The organism is Ochrobactrum chromiisoli, assembly GCF_026241335.1.
Classification (GTDB): domain Bacteria; phylum Pseudomonadota; class Alphaproteobacteria; order Rhizobiales; family Rhizobiaceae; genus Brucella; species Brucella chromiisoli.
Genome location: NZ_JAPHAV010000019.1, coordinates 14414 through 29207, shown reverse-complemented (window position 1 = coordinate 29207; position 14794 = coordinate 14414). Strand labels below are relative to the sequence as shown.

Below are 14794 nucleotides of genomic sequence, written 5' to 3'. Positions count from 1 at the left end.
AATTCGTGGCCCACAAGGGTTTGAATAGGCCGCACATCCTTTTTCGGGATGACAAGGCGGGCCGCGATGTTGTATTCGCGGCTCCGTCTTCGATGATCCGCGCCGATACACCAGATACATTCGAAGCAGCATGGGAGGCGATGCAACGCGCCCATGAAGCGGGCAAATGGCTTGCAGGCTATCTCTCCTATGAGGCAGGCTATCTGCTTGAACCCAAGCTGAAAGCGCTTCTGCCGGAAGGCCGCAAAGCCCCTCTCCTGTGCTTTGGCGTCTTCGATGGTCCATCGGACGATGTCTTGCATACACGCAGCGCCGACAACATCACCTATCTGCGCGAACCCGTCGCGCAATGGTCGCTCGAAGACTACCAGCCTAAATTTAACCGCCTTCACCAGCATTTGCGCGAAGGCGATTGTTATCAGGGCAATCTGACATTTCCGGTTCATGCGCAATGGGACGGCGATCCGCTCGTGCTGTTCAACACGCTCGCAAAGCGTCAGCCGGTTCGCTATGCGAGCTATTGCGATCTGGGTGGGCCGATCATCCTGTCGCGTTCACCGGAACTCTTCTTTGAAGTGGATGGCGAAGGCTATATCGAAACACATCCGATGAAGGGCACCATGCCGCGCGGTGCCACCCCTTTTGAAGATGAGGCCAACCGCCAGTTCCTGATGAATGATCCTAAAAATCAGGCGGAAAACCGCATGATTGTTGATCTGCTGCGCAACGACATTTCATTGATCAGCGAAGTGGGATCGCTGGATGTGCCTGAACTTTTCCGGGTCGAAACTTACCCGACCGTTCATCAGATGATCAGCCGCGTGCGCGCAAAGCTTAAAAGCGATCTGCCGCTGCGCAAGATTTTTGCAGCCCTTTTCCCCTGTGGCTCCATCACCGGTGCGCCGAAAATAAGCGCGATGGAAATCCTGCGCAGGCTGGAAAGTGGGCCACGTGATATTTATTGCGGCTCGCTCGGTTGGATCGAACCGGGCGGACGTATGCGGTTCAATGTTGCCATCCGCACGATCTCGCTTCTTGAGCAAAATCGTGCAATCTTCAATGTCGGGGGCGGCGTGGTCTTCGATTCCACAGCGCAAGCGGAGTATGAGGAATGTCTTCTGAAAGCACGGTTCGCGACGGGACAGCGACCAGCCATGCGGAACCAGACTATCAACTGATCGAGACCATGCGCTGGGAGCCTCTCTCTGGCATTCTGCGGTTTGATCTCCATATGGCGCGGCTTGAAAACTCAGCGCGGGAGCTCGGTTTTCACTACAACATGGAAGCGGTGCACCAGAAAATCGCCGAGATCAGCGGCGGTGAAAATCCGCTCAAACTGCGGCTGACACTGGCACCGGATGGCCATGTCGAGATTACCGCTTTTCCTTACGAACCACTGCCGGCGCAAACTGTCTGGCGCATCGCGGTCGCAAAAACACGCCTGAAGCACGATGATCCCTTGTTGCGTCATAAGACAACAAAACGTCAGGCCTATATTTCGGCTCGCGACGAATATTCACCGGCGGAAGTGGACGAAGTCATTCTGCTCAATGAGCGTGACGAAGTGTGCGAAGGCACCATCACATCAATTTTTCTTGATATTGGCGGCACCACCTGCATTACCCCTCCCCTTTCCTGCGGCCTGCTCGACGGCGTTCTGCGGCGTGAACTTTTAAACAACAGCGTGGTTCAGGAAGGCGTAGTCACACTTGATGATCTTAGCCGTGCGCGCAACATTCTTGTCGGCAATTCATTGCGTGGCATGATCCGCGCTCAACTTCTATCCATATAAATTCGTTAAACACGTTTGCTGTCATAGGCTTGTGACGTTTCTTTCTTTCTATGAACCTGTGCTATCGTAGCAAAGTGAGCAGTTCCGCATATCGGAAATGCCAAGCGTTGCGGCCTTGCAGCAGGAGAGAGAAAAAATGGCGAAAGCGAAATGGCCAGTCTATGGCGAAATTACCGGCCCTCTTATCATGATCGGCTTTGGCTCGATCGGGCGCGGTACCCTGCCACTGATCGCACGCCACTTCAAATTCGACAAATCCCGACTGGTCGTCATCGATCCAAGCGAAAAGAACCGCAAAATTCTGGATGATCAGGATATCCGCTTCGTCAAGGAAGCGATCACCAAAGATAATTACAAAAAGATCCTTGGCCCTCTGATCAAGGAAGGCGAAGGCCAGCCGTTCATCGTCAATCTGTCGGTCGATACCGGATCGCTCGATCTGATGCGCTACAGCCGCGAACAGGGTGCGCTCTATATCGACACGGTTGTCGAGCCATGGCTCGGTTTCTATTTCGATGCGGAAGCCGATAATGCTGCGCGCACCAATTACGCATTGCGTGAAACAGTTCGTACCGAAAAGCGCAAGAATCCGGGCGGTCCGACTGCTGTTTCCTGCTGCGGCGCCAATCCCGGGATGGTTTCATGGTTCGTCAAAAAAGCGCTTATCGATCTTGCCACTGAGCTCAAGCTTGAGTTTGAAGAGCCATCAGCCGATGACCGTAAGGGTTGGGCCAAGCTCATGAAAAAGGCAGGGGTTAAGGGTGTTCACATTGCTGAACGCGACACTCAGCGCGCCAAGGAGCCGAAGCCGTTCGACACATTCTGGAACACTTGGTCGGTGGAAGGTTTTATTGCTGAAGGTTTGCAGCCTGCCGAGCTTGGCTGGGGCACCCATGAAAACTGGAAGCCGAAAAACGCCCGCAAGCAGAAGAAGGGCAACAAGGCTGCAATCTTCCTTGAACAGCCCGGCGGCAATACCCGCATCCGCACATGGTGTCCAACCCATGGCGCGCAATACGGTCTGCTTGTCACCCACAATGAAGCAATCTCGATTGCCGACTTTTTCACCGTGCACAACAAGAAGGGCAAACTGGAATACCGCCCGACCTGTAATTACGCCTATCATCCAAGCAATGTCGCCGTTCTTTCACTGGATGAAATGTTTGGCAGCGGCGGACGTGCGCAGGCGGTTCAGCATGTGCTTGAAGAAGACGAAATACTCGACGGCTCGGACGAGCTGGGCGTGCTGCTCTATGGCCACGACAAAAACGCCTATTGGTATGGCTCACAGCTGAGCGTCGAAGAGGCTCGCAAGCTTGCGCCTTACCAGAACGCAACCGGGCTGCAGGTTTCATCTGCCGTTTTGGCCGGTATGGTCTGGGCGCTTGAAAACCCACAAAGCGGGATCGTCGAAACCGACGAAATGGATTACCGTCGCTGCCTTGAAGTACAGCTGCCCTATTTGGGACCCGTCAAAGGCTATTATACTGACTGGAACCCGCTGGAGGGTCGTGGCGTTTTGTTCGAAGAGGATATCGACACCAAAGACCCTTGGCAGTTCCGCAATATTCTTGTTCGCTGAGCCGTTCGAATGCCCGGCTTCGGCCGGGTTGCCGAATGCGACAGTTGCGCAACAGTCTTGCAATCCTGATAAAAGGGGCTTGTAATCGTGTGAATTTCCATACATCACACGATAAACACTCTTACGGAGAAGATGGACATGAAATCCTTCCGCATCATTGGCTCTACGGCAATCGTATCACTCGCGCTTGCAGGTTGTGTTGCGACTGGCCCAGTCGGTGGCGGCAATGTCCCTGTCGTTAATCGTGCGCCATCCGGTATTGATGGTTCATGGGTTGATCCGAATGGCATCGTCTCATCTTTCAACGGCGGTATTTTCGAGACCCGCGCGACCGATACCAACGAAAAGCTGGCCGAAGGCAACTATCGTTACCAGTCGCCGCAGCTCGTTGAAATCGATATGCGTTCCATCGTGCGCGGCACCTCATCCCGCGTCAATTGCGCGCTCGTTTCACAGAACCAGCTCAACTGCACATCGTCTGCAGGATCGCGTTTCTCGCTGACCCGCCGCAGCTAAAAATCGTCTGAATGCAATCAAACGGCACACGCTTTTCGGCGTTTGCCGTTTTTATTTTATGGGGTTCCAGCTTAACGCCTTATAATTCAACCATACCCAGCGTTGTTAGGATTGTAATTTGTCTTTTTTTCTCTAGTTTTCCGTCAGCATAGGAACAGGAAGATGAATGAGATGGATAAAGTGACCACCACCCCAGCCAGCCATTCTGTAAAACAACCCAAAGTTGGTGTTTTACTGGTTAATCTCGGCACGCCGGACGGTACAAGTTATGCGCCGATGCGCCGTTATCTGGCCGAGTTCCTTTCGGACCGCCGTGTTATCGAGTGGCCTCGCATTTTTTGGTATCCTATCCTTTACGGCATTGTGCTCAGTGTGCGCCCGAAGCGTTCAGGCAAACTTTATGAACGCATCTGGAATTATGAAAAAAACGAGTCGCCGCTGCGCACATTCACGCGTGCCCAGGGCGAAAAACTCGCCATTGCCCTCAAAGATCATCCAAATGTGATTGTCGACTGGGCTATGCGCTATGGCCAGCCTTCAATTGAGGAAGTGACGGATCGCCTGCTCAAGCAGGGCTGCGAACGCATCGTTATGTTTCCGCTCTATCCGCAATATTCAGCAACCACCACTGCCACGGTGAATGATAAATTCTTCGAAGTGCTGATGAAAAAGCGCTTTATGCCAGCAGTGCGCACAATCCCTTCCTATGAAGTGGAGCCGGTCTATATTGAGGCGCTTGCGCAGTCGATTGAAAAGCATCTGGCAACGCTTGATTTCAAGCCGGAAGTCATCCTTGCCTCCTATCATGGCATTCCAAAAAGCTATTCCGACAAGGGCGACCCTTACCGCTCGCAATGCCTTGAAACCTCAAGGCTTTTGCGCGCACGCCTCGGCATGGACGACAAACAGTTCCGCTCCACGTTCCAGTCACGCTTTGGTCCCGAAGAGTGGCTACAGCCATACACTGACGAAACCGTTGAAGAACTGGCAAAGCAGGGCGTAAAATCAGTAGCCGTGCTCAATCCCGGCTTTGTGGTAGACTGTCTGGAAACCGTGGATGAGATCGGCCATGAAGCGGCCGAAGCTTTCCATGAGGCTGGCGGAGAAAATTTCAGCCACATACCGTGCCTTAACGATACCGAAGAAGGTATGAACGTTATCGAGACACTCGTGCGGCGCGAGTTGCAGGGCTGGGTTTAATTTAGGGGATTACATATGACTGGTTTTGACATCACGCTGCTGATTTTGGCGGCCCTTGTTCTTGCAACACTGTTCGCCGGCATCAAGACTGTACCGCAGGGCTACAATTACACAGTCGAGCGCTTTGGCCGCTACACACGCACATTGATGCCGGGCCTCAATCTCATTGTACCCTTTTTCGATCGTATTGGCGCGCGTCTCAACATGATGGAACAGGTGCTTGACGTTCCTACCCAGGAGGTCATCACCCGCGACAATGCCATTGTCGGTGTCGATGGCGTGGCCTTCTATCAGGTGCTCAACGCCGCACAGGCCGCCTATCAGGTTTCAAATCTGCAATATGCGATCCTTAACCTGACCATGACCAATATCCGCTCTGTCATGGGGTCAATGGATCTTGACGAGTTGCTTTCCAACCGTGATGCGATCAATGATCGCCTGTTGCGCATCGTTGATGAAGCTGCACATCCTTGGGGTCTGAAAATGACCCGCGTGGAAATCAAGGACATCAATCCGCCGCAAGACATTGTGACCTCGATGGCACGCCAGATGAAAGCCGAACGCGACAAGCGTGCACAGGTGCTGGAAGCCGAAGGCGACCGCAATGCGCAGATTTTGCGCGCTGAAGGTCAAAAACAGTCGCAGATTCTGGAAGCCGAAGGCAAGCTTGAGGCTGCAAAGCGCGAAGCTGAGGCGCGTGAGCGTCTGGCGGAAGCGGAGGCACGGGCGACCACGCTTGTTTCCGATGCTGTTTCGAGCGGCAATGTTCAGGCGCTCAACTACTTCGTCGCACAGAAATACACCGAGGCACTCGGCAATATCGCAAGCGCCAAGAACCAGAAAGTGGTTCTCATGCCGCTTGAAGCAAGCTCGGTGATCGGCTCGCTGGCTGGCATCGGTGCAATTGCCAAGGAAGTGTTTGGCGATGGCAGCAAGCCGGTTGATCCGGTTCCCACCGCACCTTCGCCGCGCTCGCGCAGCGTTCCCACCACGCGCAGTTAGTCAGGCAGGGCGTCATGATCATCCATTTCCTGTCGCAACTGGGGCTGTGGGGCTGGTTCGTCGCCGGACTTGTCCTGCTCATTCTGGAAATTATGGCGCCCGGTATTTTCTTTATCTGGTTTGGTCTTGCCGCGCTTGTGACCGGCATCTTTGCTTTTCTGCTCGGCTCACTCGTGGGCTTTGGCTGGCAATTGCAAACCGTGCTGTTTCTGGTTCTGGCGGTGGTTTTCGTGCTCGTTGGGCGTCGCGTTTTCGGCTTCAGCGATCGTCAGGATGAGCCATTGCTCAATCGCCGCGGCGATCAGCTCGTCGGCCAACGTGCGACCCTGACAGAGCCAATTGTCAACGGCCGCGGTCGTATGCGCATCAATGACACGACATGGCGTATCAAAGGCCCCGATTTACCGGCTGGAACCGAGGTGCACATCGTCTCATTTGATCCTGTCACACTTGAAATGGAAGTGGCTGCATAGCGGCCACTTCTCTTCTTTACGCAACACCAATACGAAGCAGATCGTGGAAGTGCACAAGGCCGATTGGCCGACTGTCTTCGACAACAATTAACGCGCCGATATGTTTCTCATTGATGAGGCTGAGCGCAGCGCTTGCCAGCATATTCTGGTCAACGGTTTTGGGCGTGCGTGTCATGATGTCATCAACGGTCAGCTCTGAAAGACTGCGGCTCAGATTGCGTGAAATATCGCCGTCAGTGATAATACCCGCAAGTTGTCCATCGTGCTCAACAACGATCACACAACCAAAGCTCTTATGGGCCTGAACCTTCATGGCATCCGGCATCAATGTGCCCACTGTGACCAGCGGCAGACAGTCACCCTTATGCATGATTTCCCGAACATGGACGAGACTCGCACCGAGCGAACCGCCCGGATGGAAGGTTTTGAAGTCTGTCGGCGTGAAACCACGGGCCTCGAGAAGCGCAATCGCCAATGCGTCACCAATGGCAAGCTGCATCATGGTTGATGTCGTCGGTGCAAGGCCGTGCGGACAAGCTTCCTGTGCCTTTGGCAAAAGCAGAACAACATTGGCCGCGCGTCCAAGCGCCGACTCCTCGCCTGCCGTAATTGCAATCAGCGGGATACGAAAGCGCTGTGAATAATTGACAATGCCCTTAAGTTCGGCCGTTTCGCCCGACCATGAAATCGCAAGGATAACATCATCCGTACCAATCATGCCAAGGTCGCCGTGATTGGCTTCCGCCGAATGCACGAAGAATGCAGAGGTGCCGGTTGATGCGAAAGTCGCCGCAAGTTTGGAGCCAATGTGCCCGCTCTTGCCCACCCCGGTTACAACAAGGCGGCCTTTAGAACCGACAATCGTTCGCACGGCTTCTGCAAACGGTGCAGAAAGGCCATTGTCGAGCGCTTTTTCCAGCGCCACGAGACCCGCGTTTTCGGTTCTGATCGTGCGCAAAGCGGAGGCGATCAAATCCTCCGCAGGCGCGGTATTTTGTGTCGTATCAAGATTTGTCATGACGCCAACGGTTAGCGCCTTCAAAGCTGCTTGTCCAAGCATTTGTTGCCGCACAATAGAGCCACGCAGAAAGCAAATCTCAATAAAGAATTAACCATGAACGTTTACCGTTCGCTTACCACGTTGCAACGAGTTGAAGACATTATGCTTTTTGCCAAATCCACACAGGGCGGCTTATCGCCTTTTGCCAGCAGGTTAACACGCCTGTTGCTGGCAGGCTGTGTTTTGGCAATCAGCAATTCGGTGGCGTTTTCGCAGGATACCCAACTCCGTGGCATTCTTGATGACGACAATCTGTCTGTCGTATCACCCGATCAGGCAACCCTCCGCGATGGTGATGCGTTTGATCCGAATGCGTCCGCTTCGGATGACATTGCAAACGAATCTTATACACCACCCACCGAGCCACAGGCGCCCAAACCTAAACTGGTGACGCCCGTGACTGAGGAAGAGCCGCAGCGCTTTCTTGCCACCGACAATATGCCCGTGGGTGCGGTTACAATTGAAGAGCAGGACAGCACCGGACGCGTCCGCCGTGAGAACTTGCCCGCTATCCCTGAACAGGGCCGGCGTTTGCCGCACGAGGCCGATCCGTTTGCGCCCGTGGGCATCCGCACAGGCAATTTCATACTGCGCCCTTCACTTGAACAAGGGATTCGCGCCACCTCCAATGGCGACAATAGCTCAACCGGTTCAAGTGCTGTTCTGTCCGAAACAACGCTCCGTCTGAAGGCTGAATCAGACTGGTCCCGTCATCAGGCAACGCTTGATGCCTCGGGCACCATGAGCAAATCCATTTCCGGGCAGGATGTTTCAGAGCCGCGCGTCGATGTTCGGGGCAATCTGCGTTTCGATCTAAGCAATGAAACAACTGTGAATGCGGGCGCAGGTTATAAATTGCGCCGTGAAAGCGCATCCAGCCCCAACGGCGTCACAGATGCTTTGAAGCGTCCGCTGGTACACACGATTAACGGCAGTCTGGGCATTGAGCGCGACACCGGACTGATTTTCGGTCGTGCAACAGGCCGCGTCGAGCATGAAACTTATGGCGATGCAGAACTTTCTTCCGGCGGCACCGTCAGCCAGAAAGATCGCGACAACACCTATTCCAGCGTAACATTGCGCGGTGGTTTTGCAATTTCGCCCGCGCTTAAGCCCTTTGCTGAGATTGAACTGGGCAAGCGTATTTTTGATGAGCGTATAGACAGCAACGGCTATGAGCGCAGCGGATCACAATATGCCTTGCGCGGCGGCCTGATGTTTGATCGCGGCGAAAAGTTCAATGGCGAAATTTCGGCAGGCTATATGCGCGCCAACAGCGATGATTCCCGTCTTGGCAGCATCAGCGGCCCATCGCTTGCAGCCAGCATCCAATGGTCGCCACTGCGCGGCACCGATGTGCAGCTTTTTGCACAAACCTTGGTCGACACCTCCACGACGCCCGGCGTTTCCGGTGCGCTTCTGCATCTTGCAAGCCTCGAGGTGACGCGGCACGTGCGCTCAAACCTGAGCTTCAACGGCAAGCTCGATCTGAATGTCCGCGACAACAAGGATGGCACAGGAACCGATTACACAATCGGCGCACAGATTGGTGCGACCTATTGGATTAACCGCTTTGTCGGCATTGATGCACGTCTGCGACATGAGTTTCAAACCAGTCAGGTTTCCTATCGCGAATATCACGCCAACAGTGTTTATGTCGGCATGAAAGTGCAGCGATAAAGCGCATGTAAAGCCCTCCGCTCCGAGGCCCTCGCATGAATTTATAGCAGCATAAAAAACCCCGCCTTCATTGCTGAAAGCAGGGTTGATTGATTCTGCCGACGGCTCAGCCTATTCCGGCTGAATGGTCTTGAGAAGATCGGCAATCGAAAATTCGACCGTTGGGCGGATATCCTTGCGCCAAAGCGCAAAAGCCACATTTGCTTCGATAAAGCCTGACTTGGAACCACAGTCAAACGTCCGGCCGTGATAATCAAAGCCATAGAATTTCTGCGCATCGGCAAGCTTGAGCATGGCATCGGTCAGCTGGATTTCATTGCCAGCACCTTTTTCCTGCTTGCTCAGCAGCTCAAAGATTTCTGGCTGAAGAATATAGCGGCCATTGATATAAAGATTGGAAGGTGCCGTTCCCTTGGCTGGCTTTTCAACCATCTGGTTGATTTCAAAGCCACTACCGATGGCATTGCCCTTGCCGACGATGCCGTATTTGTGCGCTTCGTCAGGATCACATTCCTGCACGGCAATCACATTGCCACCGGTCTGCTCATAAAGCTCGACCATTTCCTTGAGGCAGCCTTTCTTCGACTGCATGACCATATCTGGCAGTAACAATGCAAAAGGCTCGTCGCCAACCAGTTCGCGCGCACACCAGACCGCATGGCCTAGGCCAAGTGGAACCTGCTGGCGGGTGAAGCTGGTGGTGCCTGGCTGCGGCTGCAATTCCTGCAGATGCTCAAGCTCCGCTTTCTTGCCGCGCTCGGCAAGCGTGGAATAAAGCTCAACCTGCGCGTCGAAATAATCTTCGATGACAGCCTTGTTGCGTCCGGTGACAAAAATCAGATGTTCGATACCGGCTTCGCGAGCCTCATCCACCACATACTGGATCACGGGCTTGTCGACGACGGTGAGCATTTCCTTGGGGATGGACTTGGTCGCTGGAAGAAAGCGGGTGCCGAGACCGGCGACTGGGAAAACTGCCTTACGGATTTTGCGGATCGAACTCATTCGTCTCCTCGATTTGTTAAAAAGAACAGGGCGCTATCAAAGCATTGAAACCACTGCATTTCAATTAGGGCGCTTTCATTAAGAAAGGACGAAATTCCGCCTTTTTCCTTATCACATTCAATAACCCGGCCTTAATGTTACTTGATTCAAATATTTTACAAAATTTCCGGCAATTTCTTTGGTGTAAGCTTGATGGTAAACCAAATGCTAACCCGAAGGCTTTAATTTTAGCGTTACGAGAGTCGGCCCCAAATTCAACACTGGATAGTATTATCAACTTAATGCAATCTGAATGACACAGGCTCGGCAGGAAAGGCAACTCGCCGTTCAACACGGCAGCAATATGATTGCAGAAGGGAAACACAGAATGCTGCGATTTCCATTCACTCTGGGACGAGGAATGCGCGCCAGGATTACGGCAACCGTTGCGGTTGCAATGCTTGCGTCTGCGCTGACAACAGGCAGCGCTTTCGCCGATGCCAATTTCAGAAAATGGGTTTCTGGCTTCCGCACCACCGCGGTTCAGAGCGGCGTATCGCCGTCGATCTTCGACCGCGCGTTCAGAGGCGTCGATTCACCTGATCCCGAAGTGCTGCGCAAAGCCCGCTTTCAGCCCGAATTCAACGAACCCGTCTGGAACTATATCGACAACCGCGTGAATGAGCATTCCGTGGCTGTGGGCCAGAGCATGGCGAAAAAATGGGGTCCGTGGCTTCAGCGCATCGAACAGCGTTTCTCGGTTGATCGCAACATCCTGCTTGCTATCTGGTCAATGGAAAGCAATTACGGTGAAATTCTCAAGCGCGACGATGTGATGATGGATACGATCCGTTCACTGGCAACGCTTGCCTATGCCGATCAGCGCCGCGCCAAATTTGCCCGCACGCAGCTGATCGCCGCGATGAAAATTCTCCAGACAGGCGATATTGATCGCGGCCACCTGACCGGCTCATGGGCGGGTGCAATGGGTCACACGCAGTTCATTCCGACCAGCTATCAGGCCTATGCAGTTGATATTGATGGCAATGGCAAGCGTGACATTTGGAATTCAGTTCCCGATGCGCTTGGCACCGCTGCCAATCTTTTACATCGCAATGGCTGGCAGCCGGGGCGTACCTGGGGCTATGAAGTCGTGCTTCCGGCAGGACGCAAATTCCCATCCGGTTCTCTCAGCGCCGCTGAATGGCAGAGGCTTGGCGTCGTTCGCGCCAATGGCCGCCCCTTCCCCGATGCCAATGAAAAAGTCACGTTGAAGGTCCCCGATGGCCGTCAGGGTCCAGCCTTCCTGATGGGCAAGAACTTCTTCGTCATCAAGCGCTATAACAATGCTGATAAATATGCGCTGGCCGTTGGCCTGCTCGCGGATCGTATCGGCGGTTATCAAGGCCTTCGTCAGGACTGGAACCGTCCTTTCACGCCAATCACCATGAACGAGCGTGAAGAATTGCAGACGCATCTCAAGGCGCTCGGCTATTACGATGGCAAGATCGACGGTAAAATCGGCTCAACATCGCGCAAAGCGATTGAAGCTTTCCAGCAGCGCAATGGCCTACAGCCAGACGGACATCCAAGCGCTGAAGTGCTTTCGGTTCTCCGCCGCCGCTAAAAGCCGCGTTAAAGCAAGGGAGCGTACATTGGTGTACGCTCCTTTTTCTTTCTGGCAAAGGACGCTACTATTCCGCAAGCAGGAAGGTAAGGCCCATGCAGCCACAACGGTTCAAATATTCGATTGGCAACATCGTGGCGACGCTGTTCATTGCCTTTTCGATGGTGCTGACAGCCCTTTCTCATGCATCGGCACAGGAACGCCCACGCACGATTTTCGACCTGCTGTTTGGATCAAAAAAGGCACAGCCCCAGCAACAAATTGAACAGCCCAAACCCAAGCGCACGCGTCCGGTAAAACCGAAGCGCGCGCCGAAGCCTGCAAGTTCCGCAACCCGCCCTGCCCCAGCGCCTGCACCTCAGCCTGAAGTGAATTTCGTCGAAAAAAAGCCCGATGCTAAAAGAGTCCTCGTGGTTGGTGACTTTATCGCTAATGGTCTTGCAGAAGGGCTTGATGTGGCCTTTGCGGACGATCCCGACATACGGATTGTAACGCGTATCAATGGCTCCTCCGGCTTTGTGCGCGACGACCATTTCGACTGGCCCGCCAATATCGGCACCATTCTCGAAGAAGAAAAGCCCGATGCGGTGGTCGCCATGATCGGCTCAAACGACCGACAGGCAATCACAACGAAAGGCCAGAATCTTGCCCCGCGCTCACCCGAGTGGACAGCGGAATATCAAAGCCGCCTTTCCAGTTTCACAAAGCAGATCACAGACAAGAACTATCCGCTGATCTGGGTCGGACAACCGCCGTTTCGCCCCCGTGGCATGTCGCAGGATATGCTTGCCCTCAATGAGATCTATCGCGCCACCTCCGAAAGGGCTGGCGGAAAATTTATCGACGTATGGGATGGCTTCGTGGATGAGGATGGCAATTTTAGCCAGACCGGCTTCGACATTAATGGCCAAACGGCGCGTTTGCGCAGCAATGATGGTATCAACACCACCACGGCAGGCAAGCGCAAGCTCGCTTTCTATGCAGAGAAACCTCTCAAAGCGCTGTTCGGTGACAATCGCGACAATCAGCAATTGCTGCCAACTGCGGAAAAACAAGACCCTTCCAAGCCCGTCGATCGCATCGCGCCGGTGAGTCTGCGCGATATCGACCATGACAAAAGCGGTATCTTGCTGGGTGGAACGCTGGCCCCTCACAAGACCAATAAAGAAAAGTCGGCAAAAGAACAAAAATCCATGCCGGGAAGAGCCGATGATTTTTCGTGGCCGCGCACTAGCGTAAATCCCTGATTACGCAACTTATTTAATGCGTATCAAAAAGGAATATTGCTGAAAAGCCGTGAAATATACGGTACTTCTAAGCCTAAATGTTGAATTTCACAGAGTTCACTTTTGAGACGGCCTCGTTTATCACAAATGCACGCGGCCTGACAAAACGTTGGGCGCATGCGTCTATATTGCATAAGAGGCATCTGAATGAATATTGCATCGAAGCCTCCCGTTGAGAACAACCGGGAGGAGGAACCCCATCTTGCACGCAACCTGTCCAACCGACATCTCCAGCTGATCGCCATTGGCGGTGCGATCGGCACGGGCCTTTTCATGGGGTCAGGGAAGACGATCTCGCTCGCCGGACCATCTATTCTGCTGGTTTATGCAATCATCGGCTTCATGCTGTTTTTCGTGATGCGTGCACTGGGTGAAATCCTTCTGTCCAATCTCGAATATCGTTCATTCGCTGATTTCGCAGGCGACTATCTCGGCCCATGGGCACAGTTCTTCACCGGCTGGACCTACTGGCTCTGCTGGATTGTAACCGGCATTGCCGATGTTGTGGCCGTCTCGGGCTATGTCTCGTTCTGGTATCCCGATCTGGCTCTGTGGATTCCCGCACTTGGCCTAATTGGTGTCTTGCTGCTGCTGAACCTGCCAAATGTGCGCAACTTCGGTGAAATCGAGTTCTGGTTTGCGCTGATCAAGATCGTGGCAATCGTCGCCCTTATTTTGGCAGGCGCCTATATGCTGATCACGAATTTCACGCTGCCGAACGGCACGCAGGCTTCGGTCACGCATCTCTGGGCCAATGGCGGCTTCTTCCCAAAAGGTTTCTTTGGCTTTGTGGCTGGCTTCCAGATTGCGGTTTTCGCTTTCGTCGGCATTGAGCTTGTTGGTACAGCTGCCGCTGAAACCGAGAACCCAATGCGCAACCTGCCAAAGGCCATCAACTCGATTCCGATCCGTGTTGTGCTTTTCTACGTCGGTGCGCTGTTCGTGATTATCACAGTTATTCCATGGGATCAGGTTGATCCAGGCTCAAGCCCGTTTGTGGCTATGTTCTCGCTGGCCGGCCTTGGTATTGCCGCCCATGTTGTGAACTTCGTGGTGCTGACGTCTGCAACATCGAGCGCCAATTCCGGCATCTATTCGACATCGCGTATGATCTATGGTCTTGCAACATCGCGTCTCGCCCCGCAGACGCTCGGCAAGCTGAACAGCCGTAAAGTGCCCGTGAATGCGCTATTCTTCTCCTGCATCTTCCTTCTTGCAGGCGTTGTGCTGCTTTATGCAGGCCAGAGCATCATCGAAGCCTTTACCATCGTCACGACGATTTCAGCGCTTCTCTTCATCTTCATCTGGTCAATTATTCTGGCTTCTTATCTTCAGTATCGCCGCAAGCGTCCTGATCTGCATGAAAAGTCAACATTCAAAATGCCGGGCGGCCGCGCTGCCGTTGCCATGGTCTTTGCCTTCTTTGCCTTCATTCTCTGGGCGCTGGCACAGGAACCGGATACGGCGGTTGCTCTGAAAATAACACCTGTTTGGTTTGTGCTCTTGGGCATAATCTATCTGGTAATTCGCAAAAACCGCCAGAAGAGCTAACACAAAGATAAAAAAGCCCGGCTTCAAGCCGGGCTTTTCAT

At 53.6% G+C, this 14794-nt stretch carries 13 protein-coding genes; 11 read left to right on the top strand and 2 right to left on the bottom strand.

Annotated features, from left to right (window positions below; genetic code table 11):
* The first annotated feature begins 5 nt into the window (after window positions 1–5).
* The 7 genes from OPR82_RS20605 to OPR82_RS20575 all read left to right on the top strand — a co-directional run bounded on the left by OPR82_RS20605 (window position 6) and on the right by OPR82_RS20575 (window position 6565).
* Complete coding sequence (locus OPR82_RS20605; protein ID WP_265986793.1) at window positions 6–1178, top strand: aminodeoxychorismate synthase component I; 1173 nt, start codon at window positions 6–8, stop codon at window positions 1176–1178.
* Window positions 1112–1792 carry an aminotransferase class IV family protein gene (locus OPR82_RS20600; protein ID WP_265986792.1) on the top strand — a complete coding sequence of 227 codons (681 nt, stop codon included), beginning with the start codon at window positions 1112–1114 and terminating at the stop codon, window positions 1790–1792. The genes OPR82_RS20605 and OPR82_RS20600 overlap by 67 nt, the downstream gene beginning before the upstream one ends.
* A gap of 136 nt (window positions 1793–1928) precedes the next feature.
* Complete coding sequence (locus OPR82_RS20595; RefSeq protein ID WP_265986790.1) at window positions 1929–3374, top strand: homospermidine synthase; 1446 nt, start codon at window positions 1929–1931, stop codon at window positions 3372–3374.
* A gap of 138 nt (window positions 3375–3512) precedes the next feature.
* Window positions 3513–3890, top strand: coding sequence for an outer membrane lipoprotein Omp10 (omp10, locus tag OPR82_RS20590; RefSeq protein WP_265986831.1), 378 nt, complete (start codon window positions 3513–3515; stop codon window positions 3888–3890).
* 162 nt (window positions 3891–4052) lie between these two features.
* The gene (hemH, locus tag OPR82_RS20585; protein ID WP_265986789.1) at window positions 4053–5090 is read left to right on the top strand and encodes a ferrochelatase; all 1038 of its coding nucleotides are present in this window, start codon (window positions 4053–4055) and stop codon (window positions 5088–5090) included.
* 15 nt (window positions 5091–5105) lie between these two features.
* A complete protein-coding gene (locus tag OPR82_RS20580) occupies window positions 5106–6092 on the top strand; it encodes an SPFH domain-containing protein (RefSeq protein WP_265986787.1) in 987 nt (328 codons plus the stop codon).
* A gap of 14 nt (window positions 6093–6106) precedes the next feature.
* Entirely contained in the window at window positions 6107–6565 is a 459-nt protein-coding gene (locus tag OPR82_RS20575) for an NfeD family protein (RefSeq protein WP_265986785.1), read from the top strand.
* 16 nt (window positions 6566–6581) lie between these two features.
* Here OPR82_RS20575 and OPR82_RS20570 read toward each other — a convergent pair whose 3' ends face one another.
* Window positions 6582–7583 (bottom strand): KpsF/GutQ family sugar-phosphate isomerase, encoded by a 1002-nt coding sequence (locus OPR82_RS20570; protein ID WP_265986829.1) that lies wholly within the window; start codon window positions 7581–7583, stop codon window positions 6582–6584.
* Window positions 7584–7679: 96 nt separating this feature from the next.
* Between OPR82_RS20570 and OPR82_RS20565 the strand changes: the two genes are divergently transcribed.
* Complete coding sequence (locus tag OPR82_RS20565; protein WP_396997338.1) at window positions 7680–9305, top strand: outer membrane beta-barrel protein; 1626 nt, start codon at window positions 7680–7682, stop codon at window positions 9303–9305.
* Window positions 9306–9416: 111 nt separating this feature from the next.
* Here OPR82_RS20565 and galU read toward each other — a convergent pair whose 3' ends face one another.
* Window positions 9417–10310 carry a UTP--glucose-1-phosphate uridylyltransferase GalU gene (gene galU / locus OPR82_RS20560; RefSeq protein WP_265986783.1) on the bottom strand — a complete coding sequence of 298 codons (894 nt, stop codon included), beginning with the start codon at window positions 10308–10310 and terminating at the stop codon, window positions 9417–9419.
* 367 nt (window positions 10311–10677) lie between these two features.
* Here galU and OPR82_RS20555 point away from each other — a divergent pair, with 367 nt between their 5' ends.
* The 3 genes from OPR82_RS20555 (at window position 10678) to OPR82_RS20545 (ending at window position 14753) form a co-directional block, all read left to right on the top strand.
* Window positions 10678–11916, top strand: a complete 1239-nt coding sequence (locus OPR82_RS20555) for a lytic murein transglycosylase (protein ID WP_265986781.1) — start codon at window positions 10678–10680, stop codon at window positions 11914–11916.
* A gap of 95 nt (window positions 11917–12011) precedes the next feature.
* Window positions 12012–13163 (top strand): SGNH/GDSL hydrolase family protein, encoded by a 1152-nt coding sequence (locus OPR82_RS20550; protein WP_396997336.1) that lies wholly within the window; start codon window positions 12012–12014, stop codon window positions 13161–13163.
* 186 nt (window positions 13164–13349) lie between these two features.
* Complete coding sequence (locus OPR82_RS20545) at window positions 13350–14753, top strand: amino acid permease (protein WP_265986780.1); 1404 nt, start codon at window positions 13350–13352, stop codon at window positions 14751–14753.
* Window positions 14754–14794 lie beyond the last annotated feature (41 nt).

Coding starts and splice junctions, on each gene's coding strand:
- OPR82_RS20595 (WP_265986790.1), top strand. CDS start 1,929: ATGGCGAAAGCGAAATGGCCAGTCTATGGCGAAATTACCGGCCCTCTT.
- galU (WP_265986783.1), bottom strand. CDS start 10,310: ATGAGTTCGATCCGCAAAATCCGTAAGGCAGTTTTCCCAGTCGCCGGT.
- omp10 (WP_265986831.1), top strand. CDS start 3,513: ATGAAATCCTTCCGCATCATTGGCTCTACGGCAATCGTATCACTCGCG.
- OPR82_RS20555 (WP_265986781.1), top strand. CDS start 10,678: ATGCTGCGATTTCCATTCACTCTGGGACGAGGAATGCGCGCCAGGATT.
- OPR82_RS20545 (WP_265986780.1), top strand. CDS start 13,350: ATGAATATTGCATCGAAGCCTCCCGTTGAGAACAACCGGGAGGAGGAA.
- OPR82_RS20600 (WP_265986792.1), top strand. CDS start 1,112: ATGTCTTCTGAAAGCACGGTTCGCGACGGGACAGCGACCAGCCATGCG.
- OPR82_RS20575 (WP_265986785.1), top strand. CDS start 6,107: ATGATCATCCATTTCCTGTCGCAACTGGGGCTGTGGGGCTGGTTCGTC.
- OPR82_RS20565 (WP_396997338.1), top strand. CDS start 7,680: ATGAACGTTTACCGTTCGCTTACCACGTTGCAACGAGTTGAAGACATT.
- hemH (WP_265986789.1), top strand. CDS start 4,053: ATGAATGAGATGGATAAAGTGACCACCACCCCAGCCAGCCATTCTGTA.
- OPR82_RS20550 (WP_396997336.1), top strand. CDS start 12,012: ATGCAGCCACAACGGTTCAAATATTCGATTGGCAACATCGTGGCGACG.
- OPR82_RS20570 (WP_265986829.1), bottom strand. CDS start 7,583: ATGACAAATCTTGATACGACACAAAATACCGCGCCTGCGGAGGATTTG.
- OPR82_RS20580 (WP_265986787.1), top strand. CDS start 5,106: ATGACTGGTTTTGACATCACGCTGCTGATTTTGGCGGCCCTTGTTCTT.